The organism is Bacillus sp. 11B20 (assembly GCF_056098985.1).
The window spans coordinates 542,980-565,015 of sequence record NZ_JBLZWZ010000008.1 but is presented as its reverse complement, the minus strand read 5'-3'; the positions used below and the strand labels follow the sequence as shown (position 1 = coordinate 565,015).

The following is a 22,036-nucleotide window of genomic DNA, read 5'->3' as shown; positions in this document are numbered from 1 at the left end:
AAATGAGTCAATAGGCGGAGAACGTGAATCTGCGTTAAGGATTTGAGCGGGAACATGCTTGATCATGTTCCAACTAGGGTGGCACCACGGGTATAACTCTCGTCCCTACTATACACATAGTAGAGGCGGGGGTTTTTTATATGTCCACATAAAAAATGAATGATGGTCGTAGGAGGACGAAAAATGAGTTTTAATATTCCAAGAGGCACACAGGATATTTTACCTGGAGAGTCAGAACGCTGGCAGTATGTTGAACAAATTGCGAGAGATACATGTGCAGCCTTTCAATACAAAGAAATCCGCACACCGATTTTTGAGCATACAGAGCTGTTTGCACGGGGAGTAGGCGAATCAACTGATATCGTTCAAAAAGAGATGTACACATTTGAAGATAAAAAAGGACGCAGCATCACACTCCGTCCAGAGGGAACAGCTTCAACCGTCCGTTCTTATGTTGAAAATAAATTGTTTGCACAGCCGGCTCAGCCAACTAAGCTGTATTACATCGGACCAATGTTCCGCTATGAACGTCCGCAAACAGGAAGATATCGTCAATTTTATCAATTTGGAATCGAAGCGATTGGTTCCAAAGATCCTGCCATTGATGCAGAGGTCATTTCACTTGCGATGAGTGTGTATGAGAAAGCAGGCCTTTCTAACTTAAAACTCGTCATTAACAGCCTTGGTGACAAAGAGAGCCGTGCAGACTACCGCACAGCACTGGTCAAGCACTTTGAGCCAAGAATTGAGGAATTCTGTCACGACTGTCAAACTCGTTTACACCAAAATCCGCTGCGTATTCTTGATTGTAAAAAGGATCGTGATCATGAACTGATGACAACAGCTCCATCCATTCAAGATTACTTAAATGAAGAATCACGGACGTATTTTGAAAAGGTCAAACAATACTTATCAGATATAGGCATTGAGTATGTCGTCGATCCAAATTTAGTGCGCGGTCTTGATTACTACAATCACACAGCATTTGAGATCATGAGTAATGCAGAAGGCTTTGGTGCGATTACAACATTAGCCGGCGGCGGCCGTTATGATGGACTCGTTGAAGGAATTGGCGGTCCTGAATCACCAGGGATCGGATTTGCGATGAGTATTGAGCGTTTCCTATCAGCGATCGATGCTGAAGGAATTGAGCTTCCTCTGCAAGATGGTATTGATTTATACATTGCTGCTCTCGGAGATGAAGCGAAGGATTATTCTGTTTCATTATTAAACCGTCTGAGAAAAGAAGGTATCTCAAGTGAAATGGACTATACAGGGAAGAAACTAAAAGGACAATTTAAAGCAGCTGATCGTTTAAAAGCCAAATTTATTGCAGTTCTTGGTGAAGATGAACTTGCACAGCAAATTGTGAATGTGAAAGATACAACTACGGGTGAACAAATTGAAGTGAAGCTTGATGAGCTGATTCAAATGTTGAAGGCCCACCAGAAAGCGTAAAGAAGGAGTGGAATGTTTGTGTTTGGTAGAACTTTTTATTGTGGAGAAGTAACAGAAGACCAAATCGGTCAGTCAGTTGTATTAAAAGGATGGGTTCAAAAAAGGCGTGACCTAGGCGGTTTAATCTTTATTGATTTGCGCGACCGTTCAGGGATTGTACAAGTTGTCTTCAATCCAGACTTATCAAAAGAGGCGCTTGAGACAGCAGAATCAATTCGTAACGAATATGTCCTTGATATTAAAGGAACGGTTGTCGCAAGAGAAGAAGCAACGATCAACCCAAATTTAAAAACGGGCAAAATTGAAATTCAAGTCGAAACGGTCACCGTTTTAAATGAAGCGAAGACTCCTCCATTTGTGATTTCAGATCAAGCAGACGAGGTATCAGAAGATGTTCGTTTAAAATATCGTTACCTAGATCTTCGCCGCCCTGCAATGTTTGAAACAATGAAAATGCGACATGAAGTCACAAAAGCATTCCGCCATTTCTTAGACGACAACGGCTTTCTAGACATTGAAACACCAATTTTAACGAAAAGTACGCCAGAAGGTGCGCGTGACTATCTTGTTCCAAGCCGTGTACACGAGGGAGAATTTTATGCACTGCCTCAGTCTCCGCAATTATTTAAACAATTGCTGATGGTTTCTGGGATGGACCGTTATTATCAAATTGCCCGCTGCTTTAGAGATGAAGATTTGCGTGCTGACCGTCAGCCGGAATTCACACAAGTCGATATTGAAATGTCCTTTATGAGTCAAGAGGACATCATGACGCTTGCTGAAGAGATGATGGCGAAGGTAATGAAAGATGTCAAAGGTGTAGACCTTACATTGCCATTACCTCGTATGACATACGATGAAGCCATGAATTCCTATGGATCTGATAAACCGGATACACGTTTTGAGATGAAGCTGGTTAACATTTCAGATACGGTAAAAGACTCCGATTTCAAAGTGTTTAGTGGAGCTGTGAAAAATGGTGGAGCTGTGAAAGCCATCAATGTAAAAGGGGCTGCATCGAACTATTCAAGAAAAGACATTGATGCACTTGGTGCATTTGCAGCGAACTACGGTGCAAAAGGTCTAGCTTGGCTAAAAGCAGAAGGGACTGAATTAAAAGGTCCGATCGCTAAATTCTTTGATGATGCAAAGCAAGCTGAATTAAAAGAACAGCTGCAAGTTGAAGAAGGCGACCTTTTACTCTTTGTCGCAGATAAGACGTCTGTTGTTCATGATGCACTTGGTGCGCTTCGCTTAAAACTTGGTAAAGAGCTTGAACTGATCGATGAGTCTGTATTCAATTTCTTATGGGTTGTCGATTGGCCGCTGCTTGAAAAGGATGAAGAAGAAGGCCGCTTCTATGCTGCCCATCATCCATTCACAATGCCAGTTCGCGATGATCTTGAATTAATTGAAACAAGCCCAGAAGATATGAAGGCACAGGCTTACGATCTTGTGCTAAATGGCTACGAGCTTGGCGGAGGTTCTATTCGTATTTTTGAAAAGGACATTCAAGAAAAAATGTTTGGCTTACTTGGTTTTTCAAAAGAAGAGGCCTACGAACAATTCGGCTTCCTTCTGGATGCGTTCGAGCATGGTGTTCCTCCGCATGGCGGAATCGCGCTTGGGCTTGATCGTTTAGTGATGCTGCTTGCAGGCCGTTCTAACTTAAGGGATACGATTGCATTCCCGAAAACGGCAAGTGCGAGCTGCGTTCTCACAGATGCCCCTGGCCATGTGAGCGAGGCGCAGCTTGATGAGCTGAGTTTAGCGATTAAAACAAAAGTAAAACAGTAAAATAGGCGCATGTTTATAGGTATGTAAACGCTTGAAAAAGAAATATGCCTATGATATGCTTTCATCAATCAATAAATAAAGTCCTGATACGTACGGTGGTTACCTAGTTTTGACCGAACATTTTTTTATACGGGAGCTTGCCTTTCCTTTCTGCATAAATGCCTCATTAGAGGACTTATAAAGTCAGGAAGAAAGCACCCACCTGCATGGTGCGGGGTTCAAAACGAAGGAAATGCTGGCGGCGTCATCGGGACTTTTTTGTGTTTTTTTCTTTTAGAGAAGGATGACGGAGAAGTCTGAATATGATATGATTCTTTCGATTCATTTTAAATAAAGGTGGAGTGAGGCACTTGTTACATCAGTTTTCAAGAAACGAGCTTGCCATTGGCAAGGAAGGCTTAAATATACTAAAAAACAGTACAGTTGCAGTGCTTGGTGTGGGCGGCGTTGGTTCATTCGCAGTAGAGGCACTCGCTCGTTCAGGCGTTGGCCGTATTGTTCTTGTTGATAAAGATGATATTGATATTACAAATGTAAACCGTCAGCTTCCAGCATTGCTATCAACAGTTGGCCAGCCAAAGGTTGACTTAATGCAGGCGAGAATCGCTGATATTAATCCAGAATGTGAAGTTGTTGCGCTTAAAATGTTTTATACAGAGGAAACATACGAACAATTTTTTGAGTATCCGCTTGATTATGTCATTGATGCCTCAGATACCATTCACTATAAAATTCATTTAATGAAAGAGTGTCTGAACCGCGGTGTGAACATCATTTCAAGTATGGGAGCTGCGAACAAAACAGATCCGACACGCTTCAAAATCGATGATATTTCAAAAACACATACCGATCCTATTGCAAAAGTCGTGAGAACACGTCTGCGTAAGGAAGGGATTCGTAAAGGAATTGAAGTCATTTTCTCTGACGAAAGTCCGATTGTCATTCGCGAAGATGTCAGAAAAGAAGTTGGAAATGATGAAGCGAAGATTCGCAAGGCGCAAATGCCGCCATCATCCAATGCGTTCGTTCCGTCTGTTGCCGGACTGATCATGGGTGGTCATGTCATTATGAAGCTTTTAAAGGATATTCCGATTACACGTGTGAAGGATAAATAAACAGCCCGCCTGCTAATATGCAGGGGGCTTTTTTTATTTTTGGCGTTTTAAATTTTCATAGACCTGTTTCAATGCACCTTCGAATTTTCCAGTTTGCTTCGGTACATAGTATTGCTTGTTTTTCAGCGGATCAGGTAAATATTGCTGCTTCACCCAGCCGTTCTCGTAATCATGTGGGTATAAGTAATCGACACCTCTTCCGAGTGCTGTGGCGCCTTTGTAGTGTGCATCCTTTAAATGAACTGGAACCTCACCAATTTTCCCTGTACGAATGTCACCAAGTGCCGCATCAATCGCCTTATATGCCGAATTGGACTTAGGAGAAAGACACAGTTCAATCACTGCGTTCGCCAGCGGAATCCGTGCTTCTGGGAAACCGATTCTTTCTGCTGTTTGTACTGCGCTTAACACGCGGGGGCCTGCCTGCGGACTGGCTAAGCCAATGTCCTCGTAAGCCATCACGAGTAATCTTCTTGAAATGCTTTCAAGGTCTCCTGCTTCGATCAGTCTGGCAAGGTAATGCAGCGCCGCATCTGTATCAGATCCCCTAATGGATTTTTGAAAAGCCGAGAGGACATCATAATGAGCATCACCATTCTTGTCATGTGAGAAGCTCTTTTTTTGTAAACATTCTTCTGCTGCGGCAAGAGTGATTGTGATATGCCCGGTCTCATCAGGTTTTGTCGATAAGACAGCGAGTTCTAGTGCATTTAAAGCAGAACGCACGTCTCCTCCGCATCCATTGGCAAAATGATTCATCGCTTCATCGTCCACGGTCACCTCATAACCGCCAAGCCCGCGATGCTCATCCTGTAAGGCTCTTGTTAACGCAGCTTTGATTTGCTCTGTTTCAAGCGGCTTCAGCTCGAATATTTGTGTCCGGCTTCGGATGGCAGGATTGATCGCATGATAGGGATTAGCCGTCGTTGCACCAATTAAAATGATCATGCCATTTTCTAAATAAGGAAGGAGAAAATCCTGCTTTCCTTTATCAAGCCGGTGGACTTCGTCTAAAATAAGGATCACCTGTCCGCTCATTTTCGCTTCAGCGGCGACAGCTTCCATATCCTTTTTGTTATGAATGACCGCATTCAATGTACGAAAAGCAATGCTAGTACTACCAGCGATCGCCGTTGCAATCGATGTTTTGCCAATGCCCGGCGGTCCGTATAAAATCATCGAGGATAAATGCTTTGCCTCGACCATTCGTCTAATAATTTGACCTTCTCCAACAAGATGCTCCTGCCCAATAATGTCTTCAATATGACTTGGGCGCATCCGGTACGCTAAAGGTTTCATAATTATCTCTCCTAAAGCAATGTCTTGTTTGTATAGAGTACCGAAATTTCTTCAAATAGAAAAGGGATGCGTCCTTCTATTATGCTCAGTACCCGTAAATGAAAGTTGGCTGAAAGTATGATATAATTGCTTTTGGTCTATATATCAGCGTATATGAAATCAGAAAAATAATTGATGACATAGAATAGAAAACGCAGAGGTGTTTAACTTGAAAATATCAACTAAAGGCAGATATGGTCTGACGATCATGATCGAATTAGCCAAAAAACATGGCGAAGGCCCTACATCATTAAAATCAATCGCTCAAAACAATGATTTGTCTGAGCATTATTTAGAGCAGCTTGTATCACCACTCCGCAATGCCCGTCTTGTAAAAAGTATCCGCGGTGCGTATGGCGGCTATGTTCTTGCACATGAACCAAACGAGATCACAGCAGGTGATATTATTCGTGTATTAGAAGGACCAATTAGTCCTGTTGAAGTCATCGAAAACGAAGAACCAGCAAAGCGTGAACTATGGATTCGTATTCGTGATGCAGTAAAAGACGTACTAGACAATACAACTCTTGAAGACTTGGCAAGCTACACAGATGACGGGGATCAAGACTCGTATATGTTCTATATTTAGATCAGAGGTGTACCGGAAATGGAACGAATCTATTTAGATCATGCAGCCACAACGCCGATGGATCAGCGTATTGTGGACAAGATGATGCCGTACTTTACAGAGATATTTGGCAATCCCTCTAGTATTCATTCATATGGGCGCGAGGCAAGAAAGTGGCTCGATGAAGCAAGAGAAGTCATTGCAAGAGAATTACACTGTAAACCACAGGAGATCATCCTCACAAGCGGTGGAACTGAGGCGGACAACCTGGCGATCACAGGTGTTGCCATGGCAAGACAGCATGAAGGAAAACATATCATCACAGTGAAAACAGAGCATCATGCGGTGCTGCATACATGTGAACGCCTAGAGAAGCTAGGATTTGAAGTGACGTATTTAGATGTGGGCGAAACGGGATTGATTCATCTTGATCAATTAAAACAAGCATTGAGAGATGATACGATTCTTGTGACCGTCATGTACGGCAATAATGAAACAGGTGTGATTCAGCCAATCAAAGCCATTGGCGAACTTCTACATGATCACACTGCTCATTTTCATACAGACGCAGTGCAGGCGTTTGGCACAGTGCCTATTGATGTAGCAGATCTCCATATTGATCTTTTATCTGCTTCTGGCCATAAGCTGAACGGTCCGATGGGAACAGGCTTTTTATATGTAAACGAAGGCGTGAAACTTTCTCCGCAAATATTCGGAGGGGAACAAGAACGAAAGCGCCGTGCTGGCACTGAAAATGTGGCAGGAATTGTTGGACTTGCAGAAGCTGTTCAATTAATGAAGCAAAATAGAAGAGAAAAAGCGATGCATTATGGTAAGCTCAAAGAAACTATGCTGCAAGTATTCGAAGAGGAATCTCTTAATTTCTCTATCAATGGACATCCGAAAGAGACATTGCCGCACATTTTAAATGTTCATTTCCCGGGCGTCTCCATTGAATCGCTGCTTGTGAATTTAGATATGGAAGGAATTGCTGTTTCAAGTGGATCGGCATGTACGGCTGGATCTGTCCTTCCTTCGCACGTGTTAAGCGCCATGTATGGCGAAGAAGCAAAAGAGCTGACATCCTCAGTCAGAATAAGCTTCGGTCTTGGGAATGAAGAGGATCATGTGAAGCAGGCGGCACGTAAGATAGCAGCTGTTGTCAAACGCCTAGCCAAATAAATGCTTCCTTTTGTTCGTGTGTGAAAAATGAAACAGCGAAGCACCTGAAGAACGAAACGCGTATGTTGTTTCATTGAAATTGGAGTTGATGAAGATGACAAAAAGACCAGAAGATACAAGAGTTGTGGTCGGTATGTCCGGAGGAGTCGATTCATCAGTTGCCGCTCTTATGCTAAAGGAGCAAGGCTATGATGTCATCGGCATATTTATGAAAAACTGGGATGACACTGATGAAAATGGTGTTTGCACAGCAACGGAAGACTATGAGGATGTCATCCGCGTGTGTAACCAAATTGGAATCCCATATTATGCAGTAAATTTCGAGAAGCAATATTGGGACAAAGTGTTTCAATATTTCCTTGATGAATATAAAGCGGGCAGAACGCCAAACCCAGATGTCATGTGTAACAAAGAAATTAAGTTCAAGGCATTCCTTGAGCATGCATTGTCACTTGGTGCGGATTATTTGGCAACAGGACACTATGCACGTGTTGATAGAACTGGTGATGAAGTCAAAATGCTGCGAGGTCTTGATGCAAACAAAGACCAAACGTATTTCTTAAATCAGCTGACACAGGAACAACTTGATAAAGTCATGTTCCCAATCGGTGATTTAGAGAAAAAAAGGGTTCGTGAATTGGCAAAAGAAGCAGAGCTCGCAACAGCAACGAAAAAAGATTCAACAGGTATCTGCTTTATTGGAGAAAGAAACTTTAAAACGTTCCTCAGTCAATATTTGCCTGCACAGCCTGGTGTGATGCAGACAATGGACGGAGAAGTAAAAGGGGAACACGATGGACTGATGTATTACACGATCGGTCAGCGCCAAGGACTTGGCATTGGCGGCAGTGGTGATCCTTGGTTTGTCGTTGGGAAAGACTTGGAGAAAAACATCTTGTTTGTTGAACAAGGCTTCCACAATCCACTTTTATACTCTGAAAGCATTTCAGCTGTTAATATCAGCTGGACTCGTCCTCATATTGTCGGGGAAAACGGTGAATTAACGTGCACAGCAAAATTCAGATACCGTCAAGAAGATCACCATGTGAAGGTCAAAATGACAGGTGAGCAAGAAGCGATGGTTATTTTTGATGAGCCTGTTCGTGCTGTTACTCCGGGACAAGCGGTTGTTTTTTATGATGGTGACGAATGTCTTGGCGGCGGTACAATTGACGATGTCTTCAAAGATGGTCAAAAGCTGTCGTATGTGTAGCATGTTTTCAAAACCTCAACGTCGCTGTTGAGGTTTTTTAATGAAAGGATGAGAGAGCGAATGAATCATAACGAAATCGGCATAGAAGCCTTGAATCAAGGGAATATCGAAAAAGCAGCTGAAGCTTTTACAAAAGCGATCGAAGAAAGCCCGAAGGATCCGGTTCCATATATTAACTTTGCGAACTTACTTTCAAGTATCAATGAATTTGAACGTGCTTTAAACTTTTTTCAAAAAGCAATTGAACTTGATCACACTGCTGCCGCAGCCTATTACGGGGCAGGAAATGTGTATACATTAAAAGAAGACTTTATGAAAGCGAAAGATTATTTTGAACAAGCACTAAAAGCGGGCATGGAAAATAGTGATTTGTTTTATATGCTTGGGCAGACGCTCATCAAATTAGAGCAGCCAAAGCTTGCGATGCCGTATTTTCAGCGTGCCGTTGAACTAAACGAAGAAGATAATGAAGCTAGATTCCAATTTGGCATGTGCTTAGCCAATGAACACATGCTGGAAGAAGCGGTGACAACTTTTACTGAAGTCATCACGCGTGATCCGCAGCATGCAGACGCCTTTTATAATTTAGGGGTTGCGTATGCGTACTTAGAGAAAAAAGACGAAGCGCTTGAGATGCTGGGTAAAGCCATTGACGTGCAGCCTGACCATATGCTTGCACTACATGCGCAAAAGCTGATTCAAGAGGCAGAATAGATGGAAGGAGGGAAGACCTGTGCAGGAACATCCAGATCAAATGAAGCTTGAGGACGAACCGTTTTTAAAGGGGACCATTCAAGCCGTTATTTTCCATAATGAAAGTAATTTATACTCGGTGTTAAAGGTGAAAGTCATTGAAACATCGGAAAACTTAGAGGAAAAAACAGCATCTGTCACAGGCTACTTCCCCGCACTTCATGAGGAGGAAACCTACACCTTTTATGGCAAAGTCACAAGCCATCCGAAATTCGGTGAACAGTTTCAGGCCACTCATTTTCAAAAGGAAGTGCCGACAACGAAGCAAGGAATCATACATTATCTCTCAAGTGATTTATTTGAGGGGATAGGAAAAAAGACGGCGGAAGAAATCGTGGGACAGCTTGGCAATCAGACGCTTCATAAAATTATGCGTGACCCAGCTGTTTTGTACGATGTACCGCGCTTATCCAAAAAGAAGGCGGATAAGCTGGCCGCAGCGCTTCAGGAGCATCAAGGACTGGAACAAATCATGATCAGCCTGAATCAATATGGCTTTGGTCCGCAGCTCAGCATGAAGATTTACCAAGTGTACGAGAGTGAAACGCTGCAAAAGATCGAGGAAAATCCGTATCAGCTTGTTAAGGATGTTGAGGGGATCGGATTTATTAAGGCGGATGAGCTCGGCGCTAGAACAGGCATCTCAGGTAATGATCCAGAGCGGATTCGCGCAGCCTTGCTATATACAGTGGAGACAGCCAGTCTACAGGACGGTCATACGTACATACAAACAAAAGATTTGATCGTCGAAACCCGCAAGCTGCTCAATCAAACAGGCAATGATTACAAAGTGACTGAAATGGATGTTGCCAATCAGATCATTGCGCTTGGCGAAGGAAAAGAAATGATCATTGAAGATGACCGCTGCTATCATCCATCCTTATTTTACGCGGAGCAAAGTGTTGCCAAACGCATTCAAAAAATCGTCTCCCAAACAGAATACGCAGATCAATTTCCTGAATCAGAATTCCTGCTTGCACTTGGTGAGCTGGAGGAGCGATTAGGCGTCCAGTATGCACCGACACAAAAGGAAGCGATTCAAAAGGCACTCATGTCCCCGATGCTGCTTTTAACAGGTGGACCTGGTACAGGGAAGACGACGGTCATTAAAGGAATTGTCGAGCTTTACAGTGATCTTCACGGTGTATCTCTTGATCCGAGTGATTATAAAAAGGATGAATCCTTCCCATTTGTACTTGCGGCACCAACTGGACGGGCGGCTAAACGGATGACAGAATCAACAGGGCTTCCAGCTGTCACCATTCACCGGCTGCTAGGCTGGAACGGATCGGAGGGCTTCTCGCATGATGAAGAACAGCCGATTGAAGGAAAGCTTGTCATCATTGATGAATCAAGTATGCTTGATATTTGGCTGGCGAATCATTTGTTTAAAGCCATTCCTGATCATATCCAAGTCATTATGGTAGGGGATGAACATCAGCTGCCATCTGTCGGACCAGGTCAAGTTTTACGGGATTTGCTTGCCTCAAAAGCTGTGCCGGCTGTTACTCTGACAGATATTTACCGGCAGGCAGACGGCTCAACCATTGTTGAACTTGCCCATGATATGAAAAATGGTGTGCTGCCAAAGGATATTACTGCACGCTCAAAGGATCGGTCCTTCATTCAATGTTCAGCTGATCAAATGAAAGAAGTCATTGAGAAAGTCGTCAGCAATGCTGCTCAAAAAGGGTTTTCGGCAAAGGACATTCAAGTGCTCGCACCAATGTATAAAGGAAAAGCGGGCATCAATGAGCTCAACAAAATGCTGCAGCACATTTTGAATCCTAAAAAACCAAAAGGCAGAGAAATCCCGTTTGGTGATGTGGTGTACCGGACAGGTGATAAGGTGCTTCAGCTTGTGAATCAGCCGGAGAACAATATTTTTAACGGCGATATCGGCGAAATTGTCTCGATTTTTTATGCAAAAGAAAATACAGAAAAAGAAGACATGGCCGTGATCTCCTTTGATGGAAATGAAATCACCTTTACGAAAAAGGATTTTCATCAATTTACTCATGCCTATTGCTGCTCCATCCACAAATCACAAGGCAGTGAATTTCCGATTGTTGTGCTGCCAGTTGTGAGGAGCTATTACCGAATGCTTCGGCGTAATCTGCTGTACACAGCTATAACACGAAGTAAAAAGTTTTTAATACTGTGCGGCGAGGAATCAGCGCTGGAGTGGGGCGTGAAAAACAATGAGGATTCCCTCAGACAAACGTCCTTAACGATGCGGCTTGTGCAAACCGAACAAATCATGGATGCAGAACTTGAAGCGCTCCAAAAAGAGCTTCCGTTTAGCGTACATGACGCAAATATTGGCATGGAGGGAATCACTCCGTTTGATTTTATGCATGAGTAGAAGGCTTCCATACGGAAGCCTTAGCGTGTAGACAAACCCTTGCATTCGTTGTCAATCCTGCGCTCCGGTGCTCACGAATGTCAAATTCGCTCCGCTCCGATGCTCGTCCTTCCTAGGGCTGCAAAGGTTTTCTATCACGCTGAAAAGAAGACAAAGGGCTAAAATCAAGATCATTTTAGCCCTTTGTCAACAATCTGAGGCTTCCATATGGAAGCCTTTTAGCGTGGAAAGAACTTCTTCCATTCCGTTCATGGAAGCCATTTCTTCGTATGAGTCATGAAGCAAACGCACACGATAAGACTGTTCCGCAAAAGGTGGTTGAGCACATTTTGAGAACATGCCGAGAACTTGAAGGAATGACGATCTATTCAGATGAGCTGTCCCAATCGCTTGGTTCCATAAAAGATATTTGCTTTTTAGCCGGAGGCAGCTGCGGAGGGTATGTGTTAGAGGGGAAAAAGAAAGACTGTGCACTCATTCCATTCTCTGGATTTGATCAGCTGACAGACAAAGGTTTATATGTGAGCTGCCAGGAGGGAGTAGGCATGGATTCCTCTGCTCCATTCTTGTTATTTTCGAAATTAAAAAAGAAAATGATGCAGTCGCCTGATGGTGAAAATTTAGGCATTTTGGAAGATGTATACTTTTGTACAAATTCGGGCACAATCGTAGCATATGAACTCTCGGACGGCTTCTTTACAGAGCTATCAGGGATTCGGAAACAGCTGCAGGCTGCCGGAACCTTGATGAACGTTCAAAAGGAAGCACTGGTTCTAAACCGAACGTAAAGAGGTGCTGATTATGCTCATTTGCCCAAATTGCAAATGTAAAGACATCGGAAAAATTGGGGTCAATCAATATTATTGCTGGGGCTGTTTTATTGAATTGACGCTGTCAAAAGGCAAAATATCGACACACCAAGTGGAGGAAGACGGGACACTAAGCAGCTTAGATGATCTGTTTAGTGACGATGAACGTTCAATTCAACTATAAGTGTTAAGGGGGAATTTCGAATGGGCAAAATGACTTCTTCACTATTAACGCTTGGTGCAGGTGCACTTGCATATCACTTTGCAAGCCGATATGATATGCCATCAAAGCGGGATATGAAAAAGCTAAAAAAACGTGTTATGAGAATGATGTAAACACAAAAGGGCTAAAATGATCTTCATTTTAGCCCTTTGTTTTTTTTCAGACCAGGACGCAGTGTTTGTCTATAAGCTGAGGTGTTACGCTTGCCTGTATTCTAATCGTCTTGCAAGAATGGATAAGCTGAAATTGACGACAAAATACATCATAGCCGCCAATAGAAAAATCGGCAGTAAATAGGATTGGCTTTGACCGTTTAATATTTGTGCGTGATGTAATAATTCTGGAAGCGCAATGACGACTGCAAGCGACGTATCTTTTAAAAGAGATATGAATTGACTGACAATTGGCGGCACCATTCTGCGCAGGGCCTGCGGCATAATAATCATTTTCAATGTTTGAATATAGGTTAAACCAGAAGACCTGGCTGCTTCGATCTGGCCCTTATCAATTGATTTAAGGCCGCTCCGAATAATTTCTGACAGCATCGCGGATTCAAACACGGTTAAAGCTGCAATGGCAGAGGCTGTGATGCTTAGCTTGATGCCGATTTCAGGCAATGCAAAATACGTGAAAAAGATGATCAGTAAAAGCGGCAGGTTCCGAATGGTTTCTACAACAACCGCAAGCACTTTTGATAAAACCGGGATTTGAGCGAACCGCAATGTGCCGACGACTAATCCAATGATAAAGCTCAAAATGATGGAGATAAAAGCCACTTTTAAGGTGACAGCAAATCCTTCAAGTAAAAAGGCGAGATGATCAGGCTGGTAGGCACCTATAAAATCCAAGATATTTCCTCCTCTCTAGTGGCTTCTTGCTAATCTTCTTTCTAAATAACCAACGCCTAGACTAAGCGGAATGGTTAATAGCAGATAGAACATGGCAACAAAGATGTAGACATCAAACGTCACAAATGTTCTAGATGCAATAAGGTCACCTTGATACATGAGATCAAACCCTGCAATGACACCTAAAATCGAGGAGTTTTTGACAAGGTTAATAAATTGATTCCCAAGAGGGGGAATGACGATTTTAATCGCCTGAGGCAAAATGATATACCGCATCGTCCCGCCATATGACAGACCTGAAGCGCGGGCTGCTTCCATTTGTCCAAGCGGTACAGCTTGTATCCCTGCACGAATGGCTTCAGCAATAAAGGCAGACGTATAAATGGCAAGGGCGATCGTTCCAGCAGTAAAGCCATCTGCTACAATACCTAGCACGGGTAAACCAAAGAAGAAAACAAAGGTGATCAATAATAACGGAATATTCCGAATAAATTCCACATAAGCCGTTCCGAACCAGTTTAGCGGCCTAAATGGCGCAATTCTCATAATGGCAATGAGTGTACCGATCAAAAAGCTTCCAATCAGAGCAATGACACTTGCACCAATGGTATATTTAAAGCCTTCTAAATAAAGATGAAAATTTTCAATGAGAATGGAAAACCGCAGCAATCAGTTCACTTCCTTCCTGATCAACAGGGGAGCCATTGAGCGGCTCACCTGAGGCATTGATGTTAACCAATCAAATGTTATTCTTTGATCCATTTTTTAAGAATTTTGTCATATTCACCATTGTCTTTTAACGTTTTTAAGGCTTTATTGATCGCATCAGTTAATTCTTGATCCCCTTTTTTCACAGCAATGCCATAAGGCTCATCTGTAAAGGTGCCGCCGACCACTTCATAATTTGAATCTTCATCTGCCATACCAAATAAGATCGCATTATCAGTTGTCAGCACTTGCCCTTGATTTGATTTTAATGCTGTAAAAGCCTCTTGATAGTTCTCAAATTCTAATACGGATACTTCAGGTGCTTTCTCACGGATATTTTGAGAAGAAGTAGATCCTTTCACGGCCAGCACCTTCGTTCCTTTTTTAAGATCATCAATGGATTGAATGTCGCTTCCTTTTTTCACAAGCAGTGATTGTCCTGCTTCAAAGTAAACATCTGAGAAATTGACTTCTTTTTTACGCTCTTCTGTAATTGTCATGGTCGCAACAATCGCATGGATATCCCCTTTTTGAAGCAAAGGAATTCTTGTTTTAGATGTCACTTCCTTAAATTCTGCTTTTCCTTCATCGCCGAGTATTTCCTTTGTGATGGCTTTTGCAATATCAATATCAAATCCTTCAATATCCCCGCTGCTCGGATTTTTTAGACCGAATAGCCGTGTGTCATTTTTTACACCGAAAATGATTTTTTTGTCTTTCTTAATGGCTTCTAATGAGCTTCCTTGTTTTGCATCAGTTGAGCCTTTTTCTGTAGATCCACAAGCAGCTAAAGCGGCGATGCAGCAAGTCATAAAGAGCAGCATGCCAAAACGTTTCATTTTTTTCATTAAACCATTCCCCCTAGTGATTTAAAATACGGCTTAAAAATAATTGAGCACGTTTCTCTTGCGGTTTTTCATAAAATGCAGCCGGTGTTGATTCTTCAAGAATTCTGCCCTCATCAATAAAGACAATGCGGTCGGCCACTTCACGGGCAAAGCCCATCTCATGCGTGACAACAACCATGGTCATGCCTTCACGGGCCAGCTGCTTCATCACATCTAATACCTCGCCGATCATCTCTGGATCAAGTGCAGATGTCGGTTCGTCAAAAAGCATCACCTCTGGTTTCATCGCAAGCCCTCTTGCAATGGCAACGCGCTGCTGCTGTCCGCCTGAGAGTCGTGAAGGGTAGGTGTCTGCTTTTTCAGGAATGCCGACTTTATTTAAATAAAATTCAGCTGTTTCCTTTGCTTCTTCCTTGCTCACTTTTTTGACCTTCATCGGCGCAAGCATAATGTTTTCAAGCACCGTCTTATGCGGATAGAGGTGGAAATGCTGAAAGACCATTCCGATATTTTGCCTGACAAGATTGATGTTGGTCTTCGGATGCTGAACAGACACTTGGTTGACGAGAACTTTTCCCGCATCAATGCTTTCAAGACGATTGATACACCTGAGCATCGTACTTTTACCAGATCCTGAAGGACCGATGATCACAACAACCTCCCCTTTTTGAATATGTAGGTTAATGTCCTTAAGTACATGGAACTGGCCATAATGCTTGTTGACTTCTTCGAATGTGATCATGAAGAACCTCCTCTTGTGTTTCATTGGCTAAAGCTAAAGTGGATTCTAGCACAACTTGTGTAAAAAGAAGTAAATGATGGAATATTTTCTGACGAGATTTTACAGCAAATAGTGACTTTGGATGGAGCTGTATGTTTCATGTGTATTCATTTTTAACAAAGTTAGGACAAATTTTATTTACGTGGATAATTGCAGAAGATGGTTAAACAATAAGAAAAGAGGTGAAAAAGGTGAAGAAACGTCCGATCCAATTTCTGATATATGCTGCAGGGATCCTGCTTGTCCTTGCATCCTTGCTCATTTTACTGCAGCTCGACGAGTTATGGATGCCTGTTTTTTTATTGCTGAAGGCGGTTCTCATTCCGCTTCTCATCGCCATTTTTATTTCTTATCTGCTTTATCCGATTGTGGAAAGACTTCATGCACGAGGGCTGCCGAGAACAGTCAGTCTCTTACTCATCTATGTCCTGTTTTTTGGCGGGATTGGGTTTGCGGTTTATAAAGGAGCGCCTGTGATGATCGCACAGTTAAATGAGCTGTCAGAACAAATTCCTGTCCTCGCCGAAACTTATAATGGCGCTTTATCACATATTCATCGTCATACGAGCCACTGGCCTGACGGACTTCACGACCGCTTAGACCGCTTCATTGTTCAATCGGAGACATATGCAGCCAATAGTGCTGAGCGGATGATTCTTAGCTGTAAGGTTTTATTTGATTACGCATTAGTCGCAGCACTCATTCCTTTTCTTGTTTTTTATATGGTGAAGGATATGAACACGATGAAGCGGGCGGCATGGTATTTAACGCCGCCATCATTTAGAAAGAGGGGAAAAGCTTTTGTCAAAGCAGTGGATGAATCGCTTGGTGATTATATTCGAGGGCAGCTGCTTGTTTGTTCTTTAATCGGGGGTGCAGCAGCCATTGTGCTCTGGCTTTTTCATATCCCGTATCCGCTTGTTCTTGGGATGCTGATAGGGGCAACGAACGTGATTCCTTATTTTGGACCGATTATTGGCGCAGTTCCTGCCATCTTTATTGCGTTTACCATCTCGGTGAAATCGGTCATCATTGTACTAATCACAGTAGCGGTGCTGCAATTTTTAGAGAGTAATGTCCTCAGCCCAATCATTGTAGGGCGAAGTCTTCATATGCATCCTGTCGTCATTATGCTTGTCTTGCTTGCAGGAGGAGAGCTGTTTGGCTTAATTGGGATGATTTTAGCCGTACCAGCAGCTGCAATTATCAGGGTGATCATTGTGCAATATATCCTGATGAGACGAAGCGTTCATTGACAAGACGAGCCGAGTTGTCTATAATAATTTCGATTCATACATATTGAAATTCAATGACGGACCCGAGTACGTTAAAAAGCTGTTGCAGAGAGAGGCTTTATTTGCTGAGAAAAGCCTTATCAGACCTTTAACGGAAGCTAGTCCCGAGTGCAGATAAACACTGCCGCTCTCTTCCGGCGTTATCGGATGTGAAGGTGATAGACGAATTTGTCTATAATCAGGGTGGTACCGCGAGAACATCTCGTCCCTGTGTAAGTCGTTTTGTGCTTGCATAGGGCGGGATGTTTTTTCGTTTGTGTGGAGATTGATGAATGATAAGGGAGGATTTTTGAATGAAAACTTTAACTTCAGCTCAAGTACGTCAAATGTTTTTAGACTTCTTTAAAGAAAAAGGACATGCTGTAGAACCGAGTGCGTCTCTTGTACCGCATGACGATCCGACACTTTTATGGATCAACAGTGGTGTGGCAACATTAAAGAAATACTTTGATGGTCGCGTCGTACCTGAAAATCCGCGTATTTGCAACGCGCAAAAATCGATTCGTACGAATGATATTGAAAATGTAGGGAAGACAGCACGCCATCACACGTTCTTTGAAATGCTTGGCAACTTCTCTATTGGTGACTACTTTAAAGAAGAGGCCATTGAATGGGCGTGGGAATTCCTCACAAGTGACGAGTGGATTGGCTTTGATCCGAATTTGTTATCTGTGACAGTCCACCCAGAGGACGAAGAAGCGTATATCCTTTGGAGAGATAAAATTGGTGTGCCTGAAGAACGTATTATCCGTCTGGAAGGCAACTTCTGGGATATAGGCGAGGGCCCAAGCGGACCGAATACAGAAATTTTCTATGACCGCGGTGAATCATACGGTCACGACATGAACGATCCAGAATTATATCCAGGCGGGGAAAACGAGCGTTATTTAGAAGTATGGAATCTCGTGTTCTCTGAATTCAACCATAATCCAGATGGATCATACACACCACTGCCGAAGAAAAACATTGATACAGGTATGGGTCTTGAACGAATGGTATCTGTCATTCAAAATGTGCCGACGAACTTCGATACAGACCTATTCATGCCAATTATTCGCGCAGTCGAAACGATCTCTGGAGAAAGCTATGGCGAAACAAAGGAAAAGGATACAGCATTCAAAGTGATTGCTGACCACATCCGGACAGTTGCCTTTGCTGTAAGTGACGGAGCGCTTCCTTCCAATGAAGGCCGCGGATATGTATTAAGACGTTTGCTGCGCCGTGCTGTGCGTTATGCAAAAACGATCCATATCCACCGTCCGTTTATGTATGATTTAGTGCCAGTTGTTGCTGAAATCATGAAAGACTTCTACCCAGATGTACAAGCAAAAGAAGAATTTATTGCGAAAGTCATCAAAAACGAAGAAGAACGTTTCCACGAAACACTGAACGAAGGGTTAGCCATTTTGTCAGAAGTGATCAAAAAAGAAAGAGACAAAGGCAGCTCAAAAATTTCAGGTGAAGATGTATTTAAGCTGTATGATACGTATGGATTCCCTGTCGAGCTAACAGAAGAATACGCAGAAGATGAGAACATGACAGTTGATCGAGAAGGCTTCCAAGCGGAAATGGAGAAGCAGCGTGAACGAGCAAGAAATGCGAGACAAGATGTCGGCAGTATGCAGGTTCAAGGGGGCGCTCTAGGCGATATTAAAGTAGAAAGCACCTTCGTTGGCTATGAAAATCTAACAGCAGATGCCCGTATCATTGAATTGCTTCAAAATGGTGAAATTGTCTCGGAAGCACATGAAGGAGACACGGTGCAAATCTTGTTAGATGAAACTCCATTCTATGCGGAAAGCGGCGGACAAGTAGCGGATAAAGGGACACTAAAAAGTGCAGAAGCCATCATTGAGATCAAAGATGTGAAAAAAGCGCCAAACGGTCAGCATGTCCATGAAGGAGTCGTCGTAAGCGGTACGGCTCAAAAAGGTCTCGAAGTCACTGCAGAAGTGGAATCAGCTCTTCGAAAAGGTATTGTGAAAAACCATACAGCGACACACCTTCTGCATCAGGCGCTAAAAGATGTATTAGGCAGCCACGTGAACCAAGCAGGGTCATTGGTGAATGAAAACAGACTTCGTTTTGATTTCTCTCACTTTGGACAAGTGACGAAAGAAGAATTGTCTCAAATTGAAAAAATCGTGAACGAAAAGATTTGGGAAGGCATTTCGGTTGCGATTGACCTGAAGCCAATTGCTGAAGCAAAAGAAATGGGCGCAATGGCGCTGTTTGGCGAAAAGTATGGCGATATTGTCCGCGTAGTCCAAGTCGGCGATTACAGCATCGAGCTATGCGGCGGCTGTCACGTGCAAAACACTGCGGAAATCGGTTTGTTTAAAATTGCGTCTGAGTCGGGTATTGGTGCTGGAACACGCCGTATTGAAGCTGTGACTGGTCAAGGTGCCTATGAAGAATTAAATGACCAGCTGGCGATTTTAGAACAGGCAGCAAATGAGCTGAAGTCAAATACGAAGGACGTTCCAAAACGAATCGCTTCATTACAGGCGGATTTAAAAGAGGTTCAAAGAGAAAACGAATCTCTTCTTGCGAAATTAAGCCAAGCAGAAGCAGGCTCTATTTTAGAGAAAGTGACTGAAATTGGCGGAGTAAAAGTATTAACTGAAAAAGTAAATGCTAAAGACATGAACCATTTAAGAACAATGGTTGATGACTTGAAAGCTAAATTAGGATCAGCTGTCATCGTCCTGGGAGCCGTTCAAAACGGAAAAGTAAACATTTCAGCAGGAGTGACAAAAGACGTGATCGAAAAAGGTCTGCATGCAGGGAAGCTTGTGAAGCAGGCAGCTGAAATCTGCGGCGGAGGCGGAGGCGGACGTCCAGATATGGCACAAGCAGGCGGAAAACAACCAGAAAAACTTGAAGAAGCACTGGCATCTGTCGAAGAATCTGTCAAATCCGTTTTATAATCAGGCGATGTAGTGTAGAATAATGGTATTAGATGAGCGGTTAGAAAAAAGCTTGCTAGTAGAATGTTGGAAGAGAGGTGCAAGAAGCAGTGAGTTCATTTGATAAGACAATGAAGTTTAACTTCTCTGATGATTCAGCTGAAACCAATGTGAATGAAGTGCTCATTACAGTTCATGACGCACTCCAAGAAAAAGGATACAACCCGATCAATCAAATTGTCGGATACTTGCTGTCAGGCGACCCTGCTTATATTCCAAGACATCAGGATGCACGCAACCTAATTCGTAAACTAGAACGAGACGAATTAATTGAGGAATTGGTTAAATCGTACTTAGAGACACATAAAGAGGCGTAAAACATGAGAATTTTAGGCTTAGATTTAGGCACGAAAACCCTTGGTGTTGCGATCAGTGATGAAATGGGATGGACAGCGCAAGGGATTGAAACAATTAAAATTGATGAAGCAGGCGGAGACTTTGGTCTCAGCCGCCTGTCTGAGATTGTTGCAGAATATGGAGCGGATAAAATTGTACTTGGCTTTCCAAAAAATATGAACGGCACGGTCGGTCCTAGAGGCGAAGCCAGCCAATCATTTGCGAAAGTGCTAGAAAACACGTACAATGTTCCTGTTGTGCTTTGGGACGAGCGTCTGTCAACAATGGCAGCGGAAAAAATGCTCATCTCTGCAGATGTGAGCAGACAAAAGCGTAAAAAAGTCATTGATAAAATGGCGGCTGTTATGATCCTGCAAGGATATTTAGACAGCTTAAATTAAAATGAGGTGAATCAAATGGAACACGGAGAAAAGCAAATTACAATCGTTGATGATAATGGAAATGAACAGCTTTGCGAAGTACTATTTACTTTTGAAAGCGACCATTTTAACAAATCTTATGTTCTTTACTACCCAATTTCTGAGCAAGACAATGAGGAAATTGAAATTCATGCATCAAGCTTCACACCGAACGAAGACGGTGAAGATGGCGAGCTAGAGCCGATTGAAACGGATGAAGAGTGGGACATGATTGAAGAAACGTTAAACACGTTCTTAGATCAAGAAGACGAAGAATAGAACGAATAAAAGGCCTGTGAACAGATCTTCTTGATCTTTCTTCACAGGTCTTTTTTTACGATCATTATGTTAACTTAAATTTATTTCATGTTGACATAATGAACTGTACCTTTTACTCTATTTTTAACAATAAATTGAGTGAGGGGCATGAATATTGAGAATTCAAGATATGATGCAAATAGCGTTAATGACAGCGGTTATCGGGATGTTAGGCTTGATCCCGCCGATTTTACTGACATTTACACCTGTACCGATTACATTGCAAACCGCAGGTCTTTTGCTTGCTGGGGGGCTGTTAAAGCCAAAGCAAGCACTGATCAGTTTATGTCTTTTTCTTTTGGTTGTGGCAGCAGGCGCACCTCTTTTGTCAGGTGGGAGAGGCGGGATAGGGGTCTTTTTTGGTCCAAGTGGTGGTTTTCTTCTTGCTTATCCTGTTGCTGCCTTCATGATCAGCTTATGGGTGAACCGGCTGAAAAAAGTAACCGCACTGCGTCTTTTTGTGATCTATGCGGTTTGCAGTATTGTGATTTTGTATATGAGCGGTATTCCTTTTCAAGCCATGATGATGCATATTAAGGTGTCGCAGGCGGCTTTCCTTAGTTTGATTTATCTTCCAGGTGATCTCATCAAAGCGGGAATGTGCGCTTTCTTTACGGTCAAAATCATACAGGCCATGTCATATCGAAAAAGGGATCTGCATAAAGGGAGGCGTGCAGTTTGAACAGAATAACG

The 22,036-nt window shown here is 42.8% G+C and carries 22 protein-coding genes, 1 other RNA gene and 2 other annotated features (1 of these 25 cut by a window edge); of the genes, 18 read left to right on the top strand and 5 right to left on the bottom strand.

The features are described 5' to 3' along the window. Positions 1-110, top strand: a binding site (T-box leader) (it extends 129 nt beyond the left edge of the window). Positions 111-183: 73 nt separating this feature from the next. From hisS to ACN6NB_RS12275, 4 genes are all read left to right on the top strand, one after another. After that, a complete protein-coding gene (gene hisS, locus ACN6NB_RS12290; RefSeq protein WP_024423129.1) occupies positions 184-1,458 on the top strand; it encodes a histidine--tRNA ligase in 1,275 nt (424 codons plus the stop codon). An 18-nt stretch (positions 1,459-1,476) separates the two neighbouring features. Continuing rightward, positions 1,477-3,255 carry an aspartate--tRNA ligase gene (aspS, locus tag ACN6NB_RS12285; protein WP_099663571.1) on the top strand — a complete coding sequence of 593 codons (1,779 nt, stop codon included), beginning with the start codon at positions 1,477-1,479 and terminating at the stop codon, positions 3,253-3,255. Positions 3,256-3,332: 77 nt separating this feature from the next. After that, positions 3,333-3,513, top strand: a non-coding RNA gene (ssrS, locus tag ACN6NB_RS12280) — 6S RNA. A 92-nt stretch (positions 3,514-3,605) separates the two neighbouring features. Further along, positions 3,606-4,370, top strand: coding sequence for a tRNA threonylcarbamoyladenosine dehydratase (locus ACN6NB_RS12275; RefSeq protein WP_039180291.1), 765 nt, complete (start codon positions 3,606-3,608; stop codon positions 4,368-4,370). 33 nt (positions 4,371-4,403) lie between these two features. On the opposite strand, the gene ACN6NB_RS12270 is transcribed toward ACN6NB_RS12275, so the two are convergent. Further along, entirely contained in the window at positions 4,404-5,669 is a 1,266-nt protein-coding gene (locus ACN6NB_RS12270) for a replication-associated recombination protein A (RefSeq protein ID WP_474253368.1), read from the bottom strand. A gap of 208 nt (positions 5,670-5,877) precedes the next feature. Here ACN6NB_RS12270 and cymR point away from each other — a divergent pair, with 208 nt between their 5' ends. The 8 genes from cymR (at position 5,878) to ACN6NB_RS12230 (ending at position 12,934) form a co-directional block, all read left to right on the top strand. Further along, on the top strand, positions 5,878-6,297 hold the full coding sequence (cymR, locus tag ACN6NB_RS12265; RefSeq protein ID WP_024423125.1) for a cysteine metabolism transcriptional regulator CymR: 420 nt from the start codon (positions 5,878-5,880) through the stop codon (positions 6,295-6,297). 18 nt (positions 6,298-6,315) lie between these two features. Continuing rightward, a complete protein-coding gene (locus ACN6NB_RS12260) occupies positions 6,316-7,458 on the top strand; it encodes a cysteine desulfurase family protein (protein WP_126681534.1) in 1,143 nt (380 codons plus the stop codon). Positions 7,459-7,552: 94 nt separating this feature from the next. Beyond that, entirely contained in the window at positions 7,553-8,671 is a 1,119-nt protein-coding gene (gene mnmA, locus ACN6NB_RS12255; protein WP_039180282.1) for a tRNA 2-thiouridine(34) synthase MnmA, read from the top strand. Between the two features lie 60 nt (positions 8,672-8,731). After that, on the top strand, positions 8,732-9,385 hold the full coding sequence (locus ACN6NB_RS12250; RefSeq protein ID WP_126681535.1) for a tetratricopeptide repeat protein: 654 nt from the start codon (positions 8,732-8,734) through the stop codon (positions 9,383-9,385). Positions 9,386-9,404: 19 nt separating this feature from the next. Continuing rightward, positions 9,405-11,789, top strand: coding sequence for an SF1B family DNA helicase RecD2 (gene recD2, locus ACN6NB_RS12245; RefSeq protein ID WP_024423121.1), 2,385 nt, complete (start codon positions 9,405-9,407; stop codon positions 11,787-11,789). Positions 11,790-12,058: 269 nt separating this feature from the next. Then, positions 12,059-12,577, top strand: coding sequence for a PRC-barrel domain-containing protein (locus tag ACN6NB_RS12240; protein ID WP_052196552.1), 519 nt, complete (start codon positions 12,059-12,061; stop codon positions 12,575-12,577). Positions 12,578-12,590: 13 nt separating this feature from the next. Then, positions 12,591-12,782 (top strand): hypothetical protein, encoded by a 192-nt coding sequence (locus tag ACN6NB_RS12235; protein ID WP_003216308.1) that lies wholly within the window; start codon positions 12,591-12,593, stop codon positions 12,780-12,782. 20 nt (positions 12,783-12,802) lie between these two features. Next, positions 12,803-12,934, top strand: a complete 132-nt coding sequence (locus ACN6NB_RS12230) for a YrzQ family protein (protein ID WP_064497881.1) — start codon at positions 12,803-12,805, stop codon at positions 12,932-12,934. Positions 12,935-13,018: 84 nt separating this feature from the next. On the opposite strand, the gene ACN6NB_RS12225 is transcribed toward ACN6NB_RS12230, so the two are convergent. The 4 genes from ACN6NB_RS12225 to ACN6NB_RS12210 all read right to left on the bottom strand — a co-directional run bounded on the left by ACN6NB_RS12225 (position 13,019) and on the right by ACN6NB_RS12210 (position 15,967). Continuing rightward, positions 13,019-13,669 (bottom strand): amino acid ABC transporter permease, encoded by a 651-nt coding sequence (locus tag ACN6NB_RS12225; RefSeq protein WP_024427867.1) that lies wholly within the window; start codon positions 13,667-13,669, stop codon positions 13,019-13,021. Positions 13,670-13,684: 15 nt separating this feature from the next. Further along, on the bottom strand, positions 13,685-14,338 hold the full coding sequence (locus ACN6NB_RS12220; protein WP_341084120.1) for an amino acid ABC transporter permease: 654 nt from the start codon (positions 14,336-14,338) through the stop codon (positions 13,685-13,687). Positions 14,339-14,415: 77 nt separating this feature from the next. Beyond that, the gene (locus tag ACN6NB_RS12215) at positions 14,416-15,225 is read right to left on the bottom strand and encodes a transporter substrate-binding domain-containing protein (RefSeq protein WP_058839006.1); all 810 of its coding nucleotides are present in this window, start codon (positions 15,223-15,225) and stop codon (positions 14,416-14,418) included. Between the two features lie 13 nt (positions 15,226-15,238). Continuing rightward, positions 15,239-15,967: an amino acid ABC transporter ATP-binding protein gene (locus tag ACN6NB_RS12210; RefSeq protein ID WP_024423116.1), complete on the bottom strand. Its 729-nt coding sequence runs from the start codon at positions 15,965-15,967 to the stop codon at positions 15,239-15,241. Between the two features lie 230 nt (positions 15,968-16,197). On the opposite strand from ACN6NB_RS12210, the gene ACN6NB_RS12205 reads away from it, so the two are divergent. The 6 genes from ACN6NB_RS12205 to ACN6NB_RS12180 all read left to right on the top strand — a co-directional run bounded on the left by ACN6NB_RS12205 (position 16,198) and on the right by ACN6NB_RS12180 (position 22,025). Then, a complete protein-coding gene (locus tag ACN6NB_RS12205) occupies positions 16,198-17,262 on the top strand; it encodes an AI-2E family transporter (protein WP_058839007.1) in 1,065 nt (354 codons plus the stop codon). A 44-nt stretch (positions 17,263-17,306) separates the two neighbouring features. Next, positions 17,307-17,514, top strand: a binding site (T-box leader). Positions 17,515-17,594: 80 nt separating this feature from the next. Beyond that, positions 17,595-20,231 carry an alanine--tRNA ligase gene (gene alaS, locus ACN6NB_RS12200; RefSeq protein ID WP_059374675.1) on the top strand — a complete coding sequence of 879 codons (2,637 nt, stop codon included), beginning with the start codon at positions 17,595-17,597 and terminating at the stop codon, positions 20,229-20,231. 89 nt (positions 20,232-20,320) lie between these two features. Beyond that, on the top strand, positions 20,321-20,587 hold the full coding sequence (locus ACN6NB_RS12195; protein ID WP_008358522.1) for an IreB family regulatory phosphoprotein: 267 nt from the start codon (positions 20,321-20,323) through the stop codon (positions 20,585-20,587). 3 nt (positions 20,588-20,590) lie between these two features. Then, positions 20,591-21,007, top strand: a complete 417-nt coding sequence (gene ruvX, locus ACN6NB_RS12190; RefSeq protein WP_034279935.1) for a Holliday junction resolvase RuvX — start codon at positions 20,591-20,593, stop codon at positions 21,005-21,007. 15 nt (positions 21,008-21,022) lie between these two features. After that, positions 21,023-21,304, top strand: coding sequence for a DUF1292 domain-containing protein (locus tag ACN6NB_RS12185; protein ID WP_024423112.1), 282 nt, complete (start codon positions 21,023-21,025; stop codon positions 21,302-21,304). Between the two features lie 154 nt (positions 21,305-21,458). Beyond that, the gene (locus ACN6NB_RS12180; RefSeq protein ID WP_106025814.1) at positions 21,459-22,025 is read left to right on the top strand and encodes a biotin transporter BioY; all 567 of its coding nucleotides are present in this window, start codon (positions 21,459-21,461) and stop codon (positions 22,023-22,025) included. Positions 22,026-22,036: the final 11 nt, after the last annotated feature.